This window comes from Nocardia sp. NPDC050406, from assembly GCF_044459025.1.
GTDB lineage: Bacteria > Actinomycetota > Actinomycetes > Mycobacteriales > Mycobacteriaceae > Nocardia.
Genome location: NZ_JBITIM010000003.1, coordinates 766,975 through 783,951, shown reverse-complemented (window position 1 = coordinate 783,951; position 16,977 = coordinate 766,975). Strand labels below are relative to the sequence as shown.

Genomic DNA, 16,977 nt, shown 5'->3' with positions numbered 1-16,977 from the left:
GTTCTCCCACAAGGAGAATTGCCCGCGAATTCGCGTTTTATGGCCGCCGCGTCCCGTTCCGGGGCGCGGCGGTTCCGCCGTTTCTCCACGGGTTGGAAAATCAATGGCGCGTCCCATGGTCCTTTGTGCAATCCTGGTCTAACCGGTACCACGTCGAAGGGCACGACCCATGGGTCCGGATCATCGACAACAAGCCCAAGAAGAACTGGAACTCGAGCTGGTGCGCGAGGTCGTATTATCGCGCCGCCGGATCGACAATGCGGTGCTGGCCGCACTGACGCTGGGCGCGGAATTACTCGATCATGATTCCGAGCGCGCCACCGCCATGCGAGCAGCGCAGATACTCGAACAGCATGCCGTGCCGGAGGACGAGGTGGCCCGCGATCCGCGCGGTGCGCTACGCCACGACATGGCGCGCGACCGCGAACGCGCGCGCCGCATCGGCCTGTCCCGGGAATCGTTCGGCGACAGCGAAGAAGCGCGCCGCCGCCGCAAACAGACCGCCCTCCTGTGTGAAGTCCGCGCGGATCTCCTCGAAGTAGTCCGCCGCTGCCGCCAATTCCATTACGACCGTGTAGCTTTCGCCGACGGCATAGCCGAGGGATTATGCGCCGCCACCGACAAATTGGTCATCGGCGCGGATATGGAGACATATCGGGCATGGCAACGCGGCATGGTCCTCAAGATCAGCGAAGTACAAACCGACACCGGCCTCCGCCGCGCCATGGCCACCGTCGACGCGGGCCCCGGCCGCGGCCCCCTCACTGTCGAATGGGACAGCCCCGAACGACGCCTGGCCCTCGTAGCCCGCATGGCCCGAGCCGGAATCTCCCCGGTAGTAATCTGCGACCGCCTACTAGCCGACCTCTCCGTCTCCTCCCCCCTCCGCTACTCCGTCCGCTGACCGAGCCCGCCCGCACGCCGTGGGCGGCACGAAGGTCCCATTTCCGAGCGGGATGACGATCCACCCACCCGCCGGGCGTACCTGAGCGCCGATGTCCATCGAATCGTACGAAGGCACCGCAAAGTGCGGTGACCGCGAGCGCAGTCGCGGGTGCCCATAGCACCCCCTGCGCAACTCCAGCAGTCACGGTGACCTGACGTAGCGACTGCAACGGCTGGTCCGCCGCGAATCGCGGCAACCATGCGTTGCGGCTGCGGAGTTACAGGGTCCCGCGAGCCGCAGCGACCTCGTGTTGGGTGCGGGTTCGGTGCGCGAGTTCCGCGAGCCGCGGTGGCCTCGTGTTGGGTGGGGGTTCGGTGCGCGAGTTCCGCAAGTCGCGGTGGCCTCGTGTTAGGTGCGGGTTCGGGGCGAGTTTCGAGAGTTGCGGCGACCCCGGTTGGTTGCGGGGGTTCGGGGGGCGCAGCCCCCTGAGAGTTTCGAGAGTTGAACATCCCTGCTCGACCAAGCAAATGCTTGGTTGTATATTGGCGGGGTGACCCCACCAACGGATCCCTCCAAGTCAGCACGTCGCAGCGAGCTGCTCGGGCTCGCCGCCGACCTCTTCGCCGAACGGGGGCTGCGCGCCACCACGGTCCGCGATATCGCCGACGCCGCTGGGATCCTATCCGGGAGTCTGTACCACCACTTCGATTCCAAGGAAGCGATGGTGGACGAAATCCTGCGCGGCTTCCTCGACGACCTCTTCGGACGGTATCGCGAGATCGTGGAGGCGGGTCTGCCCGCCCGCGACACCCTGGAAGCCCTGGTGGTCACCTCCTACGAGTCCTTCGACCGGTCGCACGCCGCCGTGGCCATCTACCAGGCCGAGGCCAAACGACTCAGCGGCACACCGCGTTTCGGCTATATCGAGGAGTACAACAAGGAGTTCCGGGAGCTGTGGCACCGGGTGCTCGCCACCGGCGTCGCCGACGGCAGCTTCCGCCCCGAACTCGATATCGAATTGGCCTACCGGTTCCTGCGCGACACCGTCTGGGTGTCGGTGCGCTGGTACCGGCCCGGCGGCCGCATCACCGTGGACAGCCTCGCCAAGCAGTACCTGACCATCGTGCTCGACGGGCTCACCACCCCCGACGCGCGCAGCTAGATCCCTTGCTCAGTCAGCAGTAGGAGTTATCGATGTCAGCACCGTCTCGCCGTCAGTACGCGCCCATGCGTGAGGCGTATGTGATCGACGCCGTGCGCACCCCGGTCGGCAAGCGCGGTGGCTCGCTCTCCGGCGTGCACCCGGCCGACCTGGGCGCGGCGGCGCTGCGAGGTCTCATGGGCCGCAACGACATCGACCCGGTCGCGGTGGACGATGTGGTGTTCGGCTGCTGCGACACCATCGGTCCGCAGGCGGGCAATATCGCCCGCACCGCGTGGCTGGCCGCCGGGTACCCGGAATCGGTGCCCGGCGTCACCGTCGACCGCCAGTGCGGATCCTCGCAGCAGGCCATCACCTTCGCCGCGCAGGCCATCATGTCCGGCACCTCCGAGGTGATCGTGGCGGGCGGCGTGCAGAACATGAGCGCCATTCCCATCTCGGCCGCCATGCTCGCGGGCCAGCAGTACGGCTTCGAGGCCCCGTTCGTCGGCGCGCACGGCTGGGACCACCGTTACGGCACCGGTGAAGTGTCGCAGTTCAATTCGGCCAATATGATCGCCGAGAAGTGGGATATCTCCCGCGAGGAGATGGAGGCGTGGGCGCTGCGCAGCCACGACCGCGCCCGCAAGGCCATCGTGGAGGGCAAGTTCGATCGCGAGATCGTGCCCGTCGAGGATTTCTGGATCGACGAGGGCCCGCGCGAGACCAGCATGGAGAAGATGGCGGGCCTCAAGCCGCTCGCCGAGGGCAGCCGCATCACCGCCGCGGTCGCCAGCCAGATCTCCGACGGCTCCAGCGCCACCCTGCTGGCCTCGGACTGGGCGGTCCAGGAGTACGGCCTCACCCCGCGCGCCCGCATCCACCATGTCAGCGCCCGCGGCGCGGACCCGATCTACATGCTCACCGCGCCCATCCCGGCCACCAAGTGGGCGCTGGAGAAGACCGGCCTGACCATCGACGACATGGACGTCATCGAGATCAACGAGGCCTTCGCCTCGGTGGTGCTGGCCTGGATCAAGGAGACCGGGGCCGATCCGGAGAAGGTCAATGTCAATGGCGGCGCGATCGCCCTGGGCCACCCCCTCGGGGCCACCGGCGCGAAGCTGTTCGCCTCGCTGCTCAACGAGTTGGAGCGGGTGAACGGGCGCTACGGCCTGCTCACCATCTGTGAGGGCGGCGGCACCGCCAATGTGACGATTATCGAGCGGCTCGGCTGATTCGACCCCCCGAACGGCCCCGACGGTCCTGGTGACCGTCGGGGCCGTCGCGTATAACGGCCAGCTCCGGACCGGCCGCCCATAATGCCTGGTCGGTTCGCTTCGATGAACCCGTTGGATAACGAAAAGAGCCGAGCCCGGGCGACTCTCGCCGATCGGGCGCAGAATCGGACAGATCATGAGCGAGAACCTGCCCAGAAGGGGGTTCCTCCTAGGGGCTCTCGGCGTAGTCGGATCGGTCTTCGCCGCATCGGCGGGGGCCGCACCCGTCCCGCTGCCGCCGCCACCGGTCCCCATTCCGCCGATTCCGCCGCCGCCGATCACACCGCTCAACTATCACTCGCCGCCGTTGCGGCCTTTCGTGGACCCGCTGCCGATGATCGAGACCCGGCCCGCCGCAGGGGAATTGGCCGTCCGATCCGGAACACACCAGTACCACCGCGACCTGCCTCCGACGCGCAGCTGGGGGTACGACCGCGAAGTGCTCGGGCCGAATCTGGAGGCGTGGTCCTACCAACCGGGGCGGGTGAGCTTTCGCAACGAACTGGGCACCCATGTGCTGCCCACGCATGTGGATCTCACCATGCACGGCGTCACCGAGCTGGACAAGACCGATCCGCGCATGACCGTCCACCTGCACGGCGGCGCGAACGCCCCCGACGCGGACGGGCATCCGCTCATCGCCTGGCGCAATGGCGGGCGCGCCACGTACTCCTACAGCAACCGGCAGGAGGCCGCGACGCTGTGGTACCACGATCACGCCATGGGCATCACACGGCTGAACATTCAGGCAGGCCTGGCCGGAATGTATTACGTGCGCGACGAATTCGATACCGGCAGGCCGGACAACCCGCTCGGGCTGCCCGCCGGTGAGTTCGAGATCCCATTGATCGTGCAGGACCGGACCTTCAATCCGGACGGCAGTATCCAGCCCATGGTCGCGCTCTACATTCCGGAGGGCTACAACCAGTCCGGCCAGCTCGGCGACGTGGCCTGCGTGAACGGAAAGGTATGGCCGTTCCTGGAGGTGCGCCGCACCCTCTACCGCTTCCGGCTGCTGAACGGATCCAATTCGCGCCCATACATTTTCGAGCTCTCCAATGGAATGCCGTTCCACGCCATCGGCACCGAGCTGGGACTGCTCGATGCCCCCGTCGGGACCGCGTCCATTCGCGTGAGCCCGGGTGAACGGGTCGATCTGCTCATCGATTTCAGCGGGTTGCGCGACGGCGACAGCGTCGAGCTGATCAATACCGCCTTCAACGACCTGGGCAATACCGTGTTCATGGTGCCGGAGCTGCGCCCCATCATGCGGTTCACGGTGGCCGGTGACGGGCCACCCGCCGCCATTCCGCCCCGGCTGCGCGGGGGACCGGGGCTGCCCGCCCCGCTCCCGCCCCTGGACGCTCCGGAGACGGTCCGCACCATGACCTTGCTCGGGCTGAACGACGACGCCCGGGTCGAGGCGGTGTTCCCAACCATGATGGCGCTCAACAATCTCGGCTTCCTCTCCGAGGATGTCGATATCGCGCGGGCGGGGACCGTCGAGCAGTGGGATTTCGTGAACACCACACCCTTCGACCACCCCATCCACATTCACCTGGCGCGCATGCGGGTGATCGCCCGACAGCCGATCCTCACCTTCCCCTACTTCTTCGCGAACTACCCGCCCGCCTTCGGTATTCGATGGCAGCCCTCGGCGGATGGCTATGCCCTGGGGCCGCAACAGCTTCCGCCGCCATGGGAGCTCGGCTGGAAGGACACCGTGGAGTGTCCGACCGACACCATCACCCGGGTGCTGGTGTACTGGCCGTCGATCGAGGAGTTGGGCTTCGATACCGATGTGGCGCTACGGGTTCCGCCGGGCGCGGAGGCGATCGCACCCAGCGGTCCACACGGCGGCCACCACGACGCGTCGGCGGAGATCCGCGGCTATGTCTGGCACTGCCACAATCTCGACCACGCCGACCACGACATGATGCAGCAGATTCGGATCACGCCGTAGGCGGGGTGCTCCGGGCGGATCGAGGGGCCCGGAGCACCCTGTCGACTACGCGGTGCGCACCCAATCCCGCAGCGCGGCACCGGGATCGACCATCGTGTGCCGGTCGCCGACCCAGGCGATGTATCCGTCCGGTCGCACGAGCATCGGCGGCTGCTCCGGATCGGCCGCCACGGCGACCAGGACCCGCTCGGCCTGCCCGTTCACCGCGACGGGGGCATTCGCCACCAGCACGAACTTCCCCTCGCGCAGCGCCTCGTACAAGCGGTCGACCTCGCCGGTGAGCGCGATATCGGTGGCGCGGGTACCCACCAGGTGATGCGCACCGTGCGGGCGCGGGTAGGTGAATCCGATACCCGAGACGGATCCGGCGATCCGATGGGCGATCGGCGGCAGGGCGAGCGCACCGCGCGCGACGGTATTGCGAGCGAACTGGCCGATCTTCGATTCCAGCATGGCCGCGCGGATGATGGCCCCGCTGCTGCGCAGCACCTCCCGGCCCACCGGATGCCGTTCGGCGTGGTAGCTGTCGAGCAGGCCGTCGGGAGCCCAACCCCGCACGGCCGCAGCGAGTTTCCAACCCAGATTGGCCGCATCCTGGAGCCCGGTGTTCATGCCCTGGCCGCCCGCGGGCGAATGCACATGCGCCGCGTCGCCCGCCAGGAACACCCGGCCCACGCGATAGGACTCCACCTGCCGCTCATCGCTGTGGAAGCGGGACATCCAACGCGGGTCGTGCATGCCGAAATCGGTGCCGAGGGCGCGGCGGGTGTTCTCGCGCAGCTCGTCGAGGTCCAGCGGCGCGGAATCGGGTGCCTGATCGTGACGGTTCCAGGCGAAGATCCGGTACCACCCGTCGCCGAAGGGCGCGATGAAGGCGAAGGCGTCGCCGACTCCATTGACGGTCAGGACATCTCGCGGTTCCTCACGCAGCAGGACATCGGCCAGCATGATGGACTTCAACACCGCCTTGCCCGGGAAGGGCAGGCCGAGCACCTCGCGGACGCGGCTGCGGTAACCATCGGCGCCGACCAGATAGGCGGCCCGCACGTGGCGGATCGAATCCTCGTACCGGATCTGCGCGGCCACGCCGTCGCCGGTGTCGGTGAAGGTGACCAGTTCGGCCGCCGCCACCAGATTCGCGCCGTGTTCGACGGCGCGCTTGCGCAGCACCTCTTCGACCCGGGACTGCGGGGTGATGAGCAGGTAGGGGAAGCGGCTGTCCAGCAGTGCGCCGAGTCGGATGTGGATGTCGCCGAATATGCGCAGTTCAGCGATGGTGTTGCCGCCGCCGAGCACCTCCTCGGCGACACCCCGGGCGTCGAACTGCTCCAGTGTGCGCGCGTGCACGGCGAAGGCGCGGGTGAGATCCGAGCCGTGGGCGTGCTTCTCCACCAGCGTCACCGCGACGCCAGCGCGGGCGAGGTCACCCGCGAGCAGCAGGCCGGTCGGTCCGCCGCCGACAACCAGGACATCGGTCTGTTCCGGAATCATCTTGCCCTCCAAAGGCTTCTGAGCCTGACCACGTGGTCAACAATTGTTGGCCAACGCTTGTTGACAACAGTAGAAGCCGCCCGCGCTCAAGTCAACGCCTGTTGGCCTACAATCGTTGACATGACGGAGCGAACCAGACGGTCCGATGCCACCCGGGCGGCCATCCTCGCCGCGGCGCGCGAGCGCTTCGCCCGCGACGGTTACGACCGCGCCACCATTCGCGCCATCGCCGCCGACGCGGGAATCGATCCGGCCATGGTCATGCGCTACTACGGATCCAAGGACAAACTCTTCGCCCTGGCCGCCGAATTCGACCTTCGGTTACCGGATTTCGCCGAGGTGCCCGACACCGAGTTGGGTGCGGCGGTGGTCGATTTCTTCATTCACCGCTGGGAATCCGACGAGACCCTGGTCGTCCTGCTCCGCGCCGCGGTCACCAACGAGTCCGCCGCCGACCGCATGCGCACGATCTTCGGCGCGCAGGTGGTCCCCGTACTCATGAAACGCGGTATCGACCCGTCCGAGGTCACCGCCCGCGCGGCGTTGGCGGGCACGCAAATGCTCGGCGTGGCCCTGTGCCGCTACGTCCTGCAGATGCCGCCGGTGGTCGCCATGACGGCCGAGGAGCTCATCGCCTGGCTCGCGCCGACGATCCAGCGCTACCTCACCCACCCCGCGCCCTAGCCCGCGAACTCCACCACGATCGCCGTGGCATTGTCGCGGCCTCCGGCGTTGTCGGCCTGCGCGAGTAGCTCTTTCACCTTGCGCCTCGGAGAACCGCCCTGCCCCAGGATCTCCAGCATCCGCTGGTACGAAACCTGCTCCGCCACACCATCGGTGCACAGCAGATAGATATCCCCGGCCTGTGGATGAATGTGCACAACATCAGGCTCCGGCTGTTCGGGATGCCCCACATAACGCGTCAGCCGATACCGGGCGGCCGCGGCCTCCGGCGAATCGAACGGATACCAGCCGTGCACCGCGCCGAGCCACGCCATGGTGTGATCCACCGTCAACAGTTCCAGCAGCCCACCGCGCAGCCGGTAGAGCCGGGAATCGCCGATCTGCCCCAGCCACAACCCATCCGGGGCCTGCGCGAGCACGGTGAGCGTACACCCCGCGAGCTCGCCGATTCGCCTGCCGAATTCGCCGACACGCCGCTGGGCGACGGCGACGGCCTCGCGGATCGCGGATTTGTCGGCGTTTCGCGCGAGCCGCTCGACCACAATGTCCACGGTGGTCCGCCCGGCCATGGCACTGCCCTCGCCATCGCCCATTCCGTCGGCGACCACCGCGAGCAGCGGATGCTCGCTCAGGTGCACCACATCGAAGTTAGCCCGGTAGCGACGGCCGATCTCGCTTCCGGCCGCGGCGGTGATCTCGAGATCGGTCACCGCCTGGATCTTGCCAGGCACAGCGAGGGGAGACGGGATGACGGGGGCGGGGTCTTTGGCGGAGATCGCCCGCAAGGCGCGACGGGCGCAGGATGCCATCGAGCGGGTGCGCGGGACCGCGGCGGTCCCGGGGGTGCGGATCGAGGTGGCGGCGGATGGGCGGATAACCGGCCTGGAGTTGGCCGATTCCGGCCTGGCGCAGGCGATTTCGTCGGCGCACGCGCGGGCTTTGCGGGAGGTGCGCGAGCAGGTGGCGCGGCTGCGGCAGGAGGTCCGCGACGATCCCGGCGTGGTGGAAGCCATGCGAAAGTTCATGGAAACCGAAGGAGTGGAGCAGGATTCGGCGCAGCGCGGTCAACCCGCGGATCCTTCGCGCGGCGTCGCACGACCCGTGAACGCCGTGCGGAATGCGGTGCCACCCATGCCTGTCTCGCGGACCGCCCCACCACACGCGGACCTCGCCCGAAATGCCTCGTCACACCCAGCGGCTCACCGCGCGGCCCGCGACGAGGACGAGTTCGAGAACCCGCACGCACTGCCGCCCGAGGTGCGGCGGCGCTACGGGCTCTAGCTCTCCGTCGCGCCTTACGGCCCGTGCCCGGCTCGCATGCCCGCCGCCACGCTGCGGGCGTCGGCCGAATCGCTCCGGCGCGAAGCCAAGTGTTTGCTCGCCTACGATGCTCGGAGATTCATCCGGACAGCTAGAAGGCGGATTGCATATGGACCTCGGCGTGCGTTGGACGCTGCACGGCGATGGGCGGACTCCCGCCCCGGGCGCGGTGGTGCGTCCCGATGAGCGGCTGTCGTGGCCGCGCACCTTCGGGCTCGGGGCCCAACACGTGGTCGCCATGTTCGGGGCCAGCTTCGTCGCGCCGGTGCTGATGGGCCTGGATCCGAATCTGGCCATCATGATGTCGGGCGTCGCGACCGCCATCTTCCTGCTTGCCACCAAGGGCCGGGTGCCCAGCTATCTGGGCTGTTCGCTGTCGTTCGTCGGTGTGGCGGCGGTGATTCGGGCCCAAGGCGGTTCGAGCGCCACGGTCACCGGTGCCTGCCTCGCGGTCGGCGCGGTGCTCTTCCTCGTCGGCCTGCTGGTGCGCAAATTCGGCGCGCGCATCATTCACGCCGCCATGCCGCCGGTGGTCACCGGGGCGGTGGTCATGTTGATCGGCTTCAACCTCGCCCCGGTGACGGCGTCCACCTACTGGCCGCAGGATCAGTGGACGGCCCTGCTGACCATGCTCTTCACCGGTCTCGCGGTGGTGGCGCTGCGCGGCTTCTTCGCCCGCATCGCGATCTTCCTCGGCCTCGTGTTCGGCTACGGCTTCTCCTGGGTGCTGGACCGGCTGTTCGGCCAGATCCACTCCGCCGACGGCACCGGCGCGGTGACCGATCACTGGCGGCTGGACCTGTCCGCCGTGGGCAAGGCGGACTGGATCGGCCTGCCCGATTTCCACGCCCCGGCCTTCGAATGGTCGGCCATTCTCGTCGCGCTGCCCGTGGTGATCGCGCTGGTCGCCGAGAACGCGGGCCACGTCAAGGCCGTCGGCGAGATGACCGGCGACAATCTGGACGGCAAACTCGGCACCGCCATCGCCGCCGATGGCGCGGCCTCCATGCTCTCCACCGGTTTCGGCGGCCCGCCCAACACCACCTACTCCGAGAACATCGGGGTCATGGCGGCCACTCGCGTGTACTCGACCGCCGCCTACTGGGCCGCGGCCTTCTTCGCCCTGCTATTCGGCCTGTGCCCCAAATTCGGCGCGGTGGTGGCGGCCATTCCGGGCGGCGTACTCGGCGGCATCACCGTCATCCTCTACGGCATGATCGGCCTGCTGGGCGCGCAGATCTGGACGAATGCCAATGTGGACCTGCGCAATCCGCTCAATCTGGTGCCGTGCGCGGCGGGCCTGATCATCGGCATCGGCAATGTGAGCATGGAGTTCACCGACAACTTCACCCTCAGCGGCATCGCGCTGGGCACCATTGTGGTGATCACCGGCTATCACGTGCTGCGGCTGTTCGCGCCCGCGCATTTCAAGGTGGAGGAACCGCTGCTCGACGAGGGCACCTCCTCCTATGACGAGCCGACCGACCGGTAGCGGAACTAGGCTCACCCCCATGAAATCTGTGTTGGTGACCGGCGCGGGCCGCGGTATCGGCAAGGCCATCACGCTGCGACTCGCCGAGGCCGGATGGCAGGTCTACGCCGGTGTCCGCAAACCCTCCGATGGCGAGGCGCTGGTCGCGGCGAATGCCGCGATCGTGCCGGTGGTCCTCGATGTCACCGATGCCGAGCAGATCGCCGCGCTGGACACGATCCTGCCCGCCGACCTGTCCGCCATCGTCAACAACGCGGGCACCGTCGTGGACGGTCCGGTGGAGACGCTCAGCCCCGAACGGCTCCGAGAACAGTTCGAGGTCAATGTCTTCGGCGCCGTCGCGGCGACCCAGGCGGTGCTGCCGCGCCTGCGCGCCAACCAGGGCCGGATAGTCTTCATCTCCTCGCTCAGCGGCCGGATCTCCACCCCCGGCACGGGCGCGTACAACTCCTCCAAGTTCGCCCTCGAGGGTCTGGTCGACGCCCTGCGAATCGAGTTGCGCCCCTGGCGGATTCCGGTCTCGCTCATCGAACCCGGCCCCATCGCCACGGATATGTGGAGCGAGGCCGTGCACATGGTCGACAACACCACCGCCCGACTGACCCCCGAGCAGACCGAGCTGTACGGTACGCAGGTCGCGGCCATGCGCACGATCGCCGAGCGGGTCAACAAGATCGCCGCCCCGGTCTCCACCGTGGTCGACGAGGTGGAGCGCGCGCTCACCACCCGCCGCCCCAAGGCCCGCTACATCGTCGGCATCGCGGGCAAGCTCCAGGTCCTCAGCGCCGCGATCACCCCGACCCCGGTCCTGGACGCCATCATCGCGCTCGCCAGCGGGATCAAGCGCAAGTAGCCCCGAACGCGCGAAGGCCGCCCCCGGGCGAGAGGAACCGGGGACGGCCGCACGCGACCGGCAGGTGGTGGTCGCGCGGCGGATCGGATCAGGTGGTCCGAATCCGTTGGGGGCGCGGCGAATCGTGTCTGCCGCGCGGATCGGGGCCGCGCCGCGGATGAGAGGCCCGCGGCGCGGTGGGGGTCAGGCGTTCGCGTCGGCGACCCGGTAGTCGTTCAGGCTGTCGATGCGGGCGATGGCGTCGGTGATGATGCGGTCGATGAGCTCCTGGCAGGTGGGGAGGTCTTCGATGATGCCGGTGACCTGCCCCGCCGCCAGCACACCCGCCTGCGTATTGCCTTCCACCAGACCGGCTTTCAGCAGCATGGGGGTATTGGCCGCCATGATGACCTGGGACCAGCTGAGGTCCTTGTGCTTGCGCATGGCCAGACCGTCCTTGACGATGGTCGACCACTTCATACCGGTCATGCCCTTGAACTTGAGCGCATTGCCCGCCGCGGCGACGAAGCCTCGGGTGCGGCCCGAATGTTCCAGCTTCTGGACGAGTTCGGTATTGAGCACCCGGTGCGGCATGCCGTCGACCTTGGTGGAGACGACGGTGTCCTGGAGGCCACGCGCCAGATACTCCTGCTTGACCGCGTCGGGAACACTGCTCTCCTGGGTCAACAGGAAGCGGGTGCCCATGGCGACACCGGCCGCGCCGTAGGAGAGCGCCGCCGCCAGGCCGCGACCGTCGAAGAAGCCGCCACCGGCCACGACCGGGATATCCACGGCGTCGAGCACCGACGGCAGCAGCAGGGTGGTGGCGACCGGGCCGGTGTGGCCGCCGCCCTCACCGCCCTGCACGATCACCGCGTCCGCGCCCCACGACGCCACCTTGACCGCGTGCTTGGCCGCGCCGATGGACGGAACCACCACGACGCCAGCGTCTTTCAGCCGGGCGATGAGCTCCTTCTTGGGCGCGAGCGCGAAGGACGCGACCTTCACCTTCTCCCGAATGAGCAGTTCGATGCGCTCGGGAGCGTCGGTGGCGTCGGCGCGGATGTTCACGCCGAAGGGCTTGTCGGTCTGCGATTTGGTCTTCGCGATGGCGGCTTCCAACTCGGCGAAAGTCATTGTCGCCGAGGCGAGAATGCCCAGCCCGCCCGCGTTCGCGGTGGCCGAGACCAGGCTCGGACCGGCCACCCAGCCCATACCCGTCTGCACGATGGGATGCTCGATGCCGACCAGCTCGGTCAGCGCGGTCCGCAGCCGCTGCGCGGTCATGCCGCCACTTCCTTCTCGCGGAAGCCCTTGGGATCCAGCACGGTTCGAATGATCCGCAGCTCCTCCTCGGTGGGCAGCCGGGTCTCGCCCGCCTCGGCGAGACCGGCGACCTCGAAGGAGGTGTTCTCGGCGACCTCGTCGGCGCTCACGCCCGGATGCAGCGACAGCGCGCGCAGCGTGTGGTCCGGGCCGTTGAAGTCGAAGACGCCCAGATTCGACACCACCCGGTGCAGGTGGTGGAAGCGGTAGGCCGGATTCTCGGGATCGATTTTGTCGTAACCGATTCCGGAGACGATATCGACGCTCTCGCAGAACACCCGCTTGTTGTGCTTGGGCACGAAGTAGCTGGTGGCGTGGTTGATGGTATTGCCGGGCGCTCCGCGCACGCCGAACATCTGACGCGAAGGCTGTTGCAGCGCACCGAAAGCCGAGAGGTTCTGGTTGCCGTACCGGTCGATCTGGTTCGCGCCCATCACCACGTGGCGGCGGCCGGAGGCGACAACGTCGAAGACCTTGGAGAACGGAATCCAGCCCTCGATGGGGGCCTTGCCGCCGATGGGCGGAATCTCCGCGAAGAACAGCGCCTCACCGTCGGAGAGCAGCAGATCCGGTTCGAAGGTCAACCGCGCCAGCCGCGCACCGATGGTGGTGATGGTGGACATGGGGCTGGCCATGATCTCGCCCGCGCCGCGGAAGATCTCGGCCGCCGCGACGACACAGACCTCGGCGCGGGTGATCGTGGTGGTGTCTGTCATTTCTGCTGCTCCTCGGCGAAAGCGCGGACGGCGGACTGGTATTCGTCCTCGGACACGTCCAGGTAGCGCGCCGTGAACTCGGCCCACGACTCGGGGGTCTTGGCGGCCTCCACGTAGTGGCGCTGGAACTTCTCGTCGCGGCCGTAGCTGCCGGAGAAGGTGAAGTGCGCGCCGCCTGGGGCCTCGACCACGCCGTCGACCATCATGCGATTGAGGATGATGGACTGCTGCGGAACGGCTTTCACCAGCTCCTCGGTCTCGACCAGGCGATCCACCGACAGGTAGCGGCGCTCGGCGGCCAGGCAGTACAGATCGTCGAAGTAGGGATCGACGCCGGTGTAGGCGGCATTGCCGTGCTTGTCACCCAGGTCCAGATGCACGAAGGCGGCATCCAGATTCAGCGCGGGCATGGCGACCAGGGTCTCGGTGCGGCCGTCGGCGGCCGGGTACGGGGAGGCGACGGTCTTCAGCTCGCCCTCCCAGAAATCCAGGACGGCAGAACCCAATCCGGCGCGAATCGGCAGGAAGGGCAGGCGGGCGGCGGCGGCCTGCAGGCCGCACTTCACCATGCCCTCGTCCATCTCCCGCACGGTGATCTCGCCATTGGTGCGGGCCTTGGCGAACCACGGGTCGTAGAACGGCGCGGAGTCCAGGGAGACGAAGCCGTAGTAGGCCTTTCGCACCTTGCCCGCCGAACACAGCAGGCCCAGATCCGGCCCACCGTAGGTGACGACCGTCAAATCCTCGATGTCGGAGCGCAAGAGCGCCCGGACGAAGGCCAGCGGCTTGCGGCGCGAACCCCAGCCGCCGATGCCGATGGTCATTCCACTGCGCAGTTCGCCGACGACCTCGTCGAGCGACATTCGCTTGTCGCGCATATTCTTTCGGCCCTTCTACTGTGCTTTTTTCTGGGCGGCCAGATCATCGTCGAAGCGCGCCCGGATCTCATCGGCCACGCCCGCCAGATTGAGCTCCATGGTGAAGCCCTGCTCGAAGCGGTAGGACCGGTGCACGTCCTGCACGTCGATACCGTTGAGCGCCTTCTTGGCGGCGCGAATCACGCGGCCGTCCTTGTTGGCGATGTTCTTGGCGACCTCCATCGCGGCGGCGTCGAGCTCGGCGCGCGGCACCACCTTGAAGACCGAGCCGTAGTGGTGCAGCTGCTGCGCGGTGAGGGTGCCCGCGGTGTAGAACATGGTCCGCATGAGGTGCTGGGGGACCAGGCGCGCCAGATGGGTGGCCGCGCCGAGCGCCCCGCGATCCACCTCGGGCAGCCCGAAGGTGGCGTCGTCGGAGGCCACGATGACATCGGAATTGCCGACCAGACCGATGCCGCCGCCGAGGCAGAAGCCGTTCACGGCGGTGACGACGGGGACCTGGCAGTCGTACACGGCGGCGAACGCCTCGAAGCAGCCGTGGTTGGCGGCGATCAGCTTGGTATGCCCGACGTCGGCGTTCATCTCCTTGATGTCGACACCGGCATTGAACCCGCGACCCTCCGCGCGCAGCACCACGACCCGGGTCCCCGGATCGCGCCCGGCCTCGCGAACCGCGTCGGCGAGCGCGAACCAGCCGTCCGACGGCAGGGCGTTGACCGGCGGGTAGTCGACAGTGACGACTTCCACGCCATCGGATTCGGTGTGACGGTTGATCCCCATCGCATGTCCCATCGTTGGCAAAACAAGCAAGTGCTTGGTAGGTTAGCACGGTGGCAATCGAAGTGAATCTCTCCGGCTCGGTCGTCTTGGTCACCGGCGGCGTGCGGGGGGTCGGGGCCGGTATCAGCCGGGTTTTCCTGGAAGCCGGTGCGACCGTGGTGGCGTGTGCGCGCCGCCCCGGCGAGGCGTCGGTGGAGGTGGACGGTCGCGGCATCGACTTCCTGCCCTGCGATGTGCGCGACCCGGATTCGGTGCGCGAGCTCATCGCGGCCGTCGTGGCGAAGTACGGGCGGCTCGACACCGTGGTGAACAATGCCGGTGGCGCGCCGTTCGCCCTGGCCGCCGAGGCGAGCGCGAACTTCCACGCCAAGATCGTGCAGTTGAACCTGCTCGCGCCGCTGTTGGTCTCGCAGATCGCCAACGAGGTGATGCAGCGCCAGGAGACGGGCGGTTCGATCGTGATGATCTCCAGCGTCTCCGGGCACCGGCCCTCGCCCGGGACCGCCGCCTACGGTGCGGCGAAAGCCGGTGTGGACAGCCTGGTTTCGTCGCTCGCGGTGGAGTGGGCGCCGAAGGTTCGAATGAACTCGGTGATCTGCGGCATGGTCGAGACCGAGAGCTCGCATCTGCACTACGGCGACGAGGAGGGGCTCGCGGCGGTCAGCCGCACCGTCCCGCTCGGCCGCATGGCCGCGCCCGAGGACATCGGTCGCACCGCCGCCTTCCTCGCCTCCCCGCTGGCCTCCTATATCAGCGGCAGTGCCCTGCTGGTCCACGGCGGCGGCGAGAAACCCGCCTTCCTCGAAGCCTCCACCGCCGAGGTCCCCGCGGTCTCCGGCTCCTAGCCCAGAGGCGGCTTCGGGGCCAATGCCCCAGAGCGGTGACACCTTTCCCCACCATCGAGCAAGAGGTATCGACATGACGGACAACAAGATCTGCGACGGCCGCGTGGTCATCGTCACCGGTGCCGGTCGCGGCATCGGCCGCGCCCACGCGCTCGCCTTCGCCACCGCCGGTGCCAAGGTCGTGGTCAACGACCTGGGTGCGGAGCTCGACGGCGCGCCCAGCCCGGACTCCCCGGCCGCCCAGGTGGTCGAGGAGATCAAGGCGCTCGGTGGCGAGGCCGTGGTCAACGGCGACGACATCTCCGACTGGGAGGGCGCCCGCCGCCTGATCACCACCGCCGTGGAGACCTTCGGCCGTCTCGATGCGCTGGTCAACAATGCCGGAATCGTGCGCGACCGCATGCTGGTGAACCTCGGCGAGGACGAGTGGGACGCCGTCATCAAGGTGCACCTCAAGGGCCACTTCGCCCCCATGCGCCACGCCGCCGAGTACTGGCGCAACGAGGCGAAGGCGGGCCGTATGCCCGAGGCGCGCATCATCAACACCAGCTCCGGCGCGGGCCTGCTCGGCAGTGTCGGACAGGGCAACTACGCCGCCGCCAAGGCCGGTATCGCGGGTCTGACCCTCACCGCCGCAGCCGAATTCGCCCGCTACGGCATCACGGTCAATGCCATCGCACCCGCCGCGCGCACCCGCATGACCGAAACCGTCTTCGCCGATATGATGGCCGCCCCCGAGGACGGCTTCGACGCCATGGCCCCGGAAAACGTCTCCCCCCTGGTGGTCTGGCTCGGCAGCGCCGATTCGAAGGGCGTCACCGGCCGCATGTTCGAGGTCGAGGGCGGCAAGGTCACCGTCGCCGACGGCTGGCGGCACGGCGTCTCGGTGGACCGCGGCGCGCGCTGGGAGCCCGCCGAACTCGGCCCGGTCGTCCGCGACCTCCTCACCAAGGCCACCCAACCCGAACCGGTCTACGGAGCCTGAGGCTCACAGACCCCGTCGCCGGTGCCCTCGCGGGGCACCGGCGATTTTCGTTTTCGGGGTCGTATCGATCTCCTGCAATCTCGTTCGTTTCGGGCACAGCAAACCAGTCGGTCGCGTCTGTGCCTCGTAATCTCACAGCGGTGATGTGGAGACTGTGAGGTACGGGAGGGTACGGGTGTTACGCCCGAATTGTCCTGGGGTGGTTTGTGATAATCGGCGTGTCGGGGGATGGGCAGTCGTACGGTTTGTTGGTGCCCCTAATGGTGGGAAGAGTTGTGCGGGGTGGCCGGGTTGTCGGTAGCATGACCCGCGTTCCGCAAAGGTCCGGCAATCGGGGTTTTTCGGCGATTGGATTTGG

The 16,977-nt window shown here is 67.9% G+C and carries 16 protein-coding genes; 10 read left to right on the top strand and 6 right to left on the bottom strand.

The window, feature by feature from the left end:
• The first annotated feature begins 169 nt into the window (after nt 1-169).
• The 4 genes from ACIBH2_RS26995 (at nt 170) to ACIBH2_RS26980 (ending at nt 5,270) form a co-directional block, all read left to right on the top strand.
• The gene (locus tag ACIBH2_RS26995) at nt 170-904 is read left to right on the top strand and encodes a hypothetical protein (protein WP_397122325.1); all 735 of its coding nucleotides are present in this window, start codon (nt 170-172) and stop codon (nt 902-904) included.
• 532 nt (nt 905-1,436) lie between these two features.
• Nucleotides 1,437-2,048, top strand: a complete 612-nt coding sequence (locus ACIBH2_RS26990) for a TetR/AcrR family transcriptional regulator (RefSeq protein WP_397122323.1) — start codon at nt 1,437-1,439, stop codon at nt 2,046-2,048.
• 65 nt (nt 2,049-2,113) lie between these two features.
• Nucleotides 2,114-3,265 carry an acetyl-CoA C-acetyltransferase gene (locus tag ACIBH2_RS26985; RefSeq protein ID WP_397123036.1) on the top strand — a complete coding sequence of 384 codons (1,152 nt, stop codon included), beginning with the start codon at nt 2,114-2,116 and terminating at the stop codon, nt 3,263-3,265.
• Between the two features lie 178 nt (nt 3,266-3,443).
• The gene (locus ACIBH2_RS26980; RefSeq protein ID WP_397122321.1) at nt 3,444-5,270 is read left to right on the top strand and encodes a multicopper oxidase family protein; all 1,827 of its coding nucleotides are present in this window, start codon (nt 3,444-3,446) and stop codon (nt 5,268-5,270) included.
• A gap of 45 nt (nt 5,271-5,315) precedes the next feature.
• Here the strand turns inward: ACIBH2_RS26980 and ACIBH2_RS26975 are convergent, their stop codons facing one another.
• Nucleotides 5,316-6,761, bottom strand: a complete 1,446-nt coding sequence (locus ACIBH2_RS26975) for an FAD-dependent monooxygenase (RefSeq protein ID WP_397122319.1) — start codon at nt 6,759-6,761, stop codon at nt 5,316-5,318.
• Nucleotides 6,762-6,881: 120 nt separating this feature from the next.
• Between ACIBH2_RS26975 and ACIBH2_RS26970 the strand changes: the two genes are divergently transcribed.
• The gene (locus tag ACIBH2_RS26970) at nt 6,882-7,445 is read left to right on the top strand and encodes a TetR family transcriptional regulator (protein ID WP_397122317.1); all 564 of its coding nucleotides are present in this window, start codon (nt 6,882-6,884) and stop codon (nt 7,443-7,445) included.
• Here the strand turns inward: ACIBH2_RS26970 and ACIBH2_RS26965 are convergent.
• Nucleotides 7,442-8,155, bottom strand: coding sequence for a PP2C family protein-serine/threonine phosphatase (locus ACIBH2_RS26965; RefSeq protein WP_397122315.1), 714 nt, complete (start codon nt 8,153-8,155; stop codon nt 7,442-7,444). The two genes, ACIBH2_RS26970 and ACIBH2_RS26965, sit on opposite strands and share 4 nt — an antisense overlap.
• 37 nt (nt 8,156-8,192) lie before the next feature.
• Here ACIBH2_RS26965 and ACIBH2_RS26960 point away from each other — a divergent pair, with 37 nt between their 5' ends.
• From ACIBH2_RS26960 to ACIBH2_RS26950, 3 genes are all read left to right on the top strand, one after another.
• The gene (locus tag ACIBH2_RS26960) at nt 8,193-8,726 is read left to right on the top strand and encodes a hypothetical protein (protein ID WP_397122313.1); all 534 of its coding nucleotides are present in this window, start codon (nt 8,193-8,195) and stop codon (nt 8,724-8,726) included.
• 148 nt (nt 8,727-8,874) lie between these two features.
• Nucleotides 8,875-10,257 (top strand): uracil-xanthine permease family protein, encoded by a 1,383-nt coding sequence (locus ACIBH2_RS26955; RefSeq protein ID WP_397122311.1) that lies wholly within the window; start codon nt 8,875-8,877, stop codon nt 10,255-10,257.
• Nucleotides 10,258-10,276: 19 nt separating this feature from the next.
• Nucleotides 10,277-11,110 (top strand): SDR family oxidoreductase, encoded by an 834-nt coding sequence (locus ACIBH2_RS26950; protein WP_397122309.1) that lies wholly within the window; start codon nt 10,277-10,279, stop codon nt 11,108-11,110.
• A 183-nt stretch (nt 11,111-11,293) separates the two neighbouring features.
• On the opposite strand, the gene ACIBH2_RS26945 is transcribed toward ACIBH2_RS26950, so the two are convergent.
• From ACIBH2_RS26945 to ACIBH2_RS26930, 4 genes are read right to left on the bottom strand one after another with little or no spacing between them, the layout of a single operon-like run.
• On the bottom strand, nt 11,294-12,376 hold the full coding sequence (locus tag ACIBH2_RS26945; RefSeq protein WP_397122307.1) for an NAD(P)H-dependent flavin oxidoreductase: 1,083 nt from the start codon (nt 12,374-12,376) through the stop codon (nt 11,294-11,296).
• Nucleotides 12,373-13,131: a CoA-transferase subunit beta gene (locus ACIBH2_RS26940; RefSeq protein ID WP_397122305.1), complete on the bottom strand. Its 759-nt coding sequence runs from the start codon at nt 13,129-13,131 to the stop codon at nt 12,373-12,375. Before ACIBH2_RS26940 ends, ACIBH2_RS26945 begins: the two co-directional genes overlap by 4 nt.
• A complete protein-coding gene (locus tag ACIBH2_RS26935) occupies nt 13,128-14,009 on the bottom strand; it encodes a CoA transferase subunit A (RefSeq protein WP_397122303.1) in 882 nt (293 codons plus the stop codon). Before ACIBH2_RS26935 ends, ACIBH2_RS26940 begins: the two co-directional genes overlap by 4 nt.
• A gap of 15 nt (nt 14,010-14,024) precedes the next feature.
• Nucleotides 14,025-14,789 (bottom strand): enoyl-CoA hydratase family protein, encoded by a 765-nt coding sequence (locus ACIBH2_RS26930; RefSeq protein ID WP_397122301.1) that lies wholly within the window; start codon nt 14,787-14,789, stop codon nt 14,025-14,027.
• Nucleotides 14,790-14,839: 50 nt separating this feature from the next.
• Between ACIBH2_RS26930 and ACIBH2_RS26925 the strand changes: the two genes are divergently transcribed.
• Complete coding sequence (locus ACIBH2_RS26925; protein WP_397122299.1) at nt 14,840-15,634, top strand: SDR family oxidoreductase; 795 nt, start codon at nt 14,840-14,842, stop codon at nt 15,632-15,634.
• 73 nt (nt 15,635-15,707) lie between these two features.
• Nucleotides 15,708-16,619 (top strand): SDR family oxidoreductase, encoded by a 912-nt coding sequence (locus tag ACIBH2_RS26920; RefSeq protein ID WP_397122297.1) that lies wholly within the window; start codon nt 15,708-15,710, stop codon nt 16,617-16,619.
• Nucleotides 16,620-16,977: the final 358 nt, after the last annotated feature.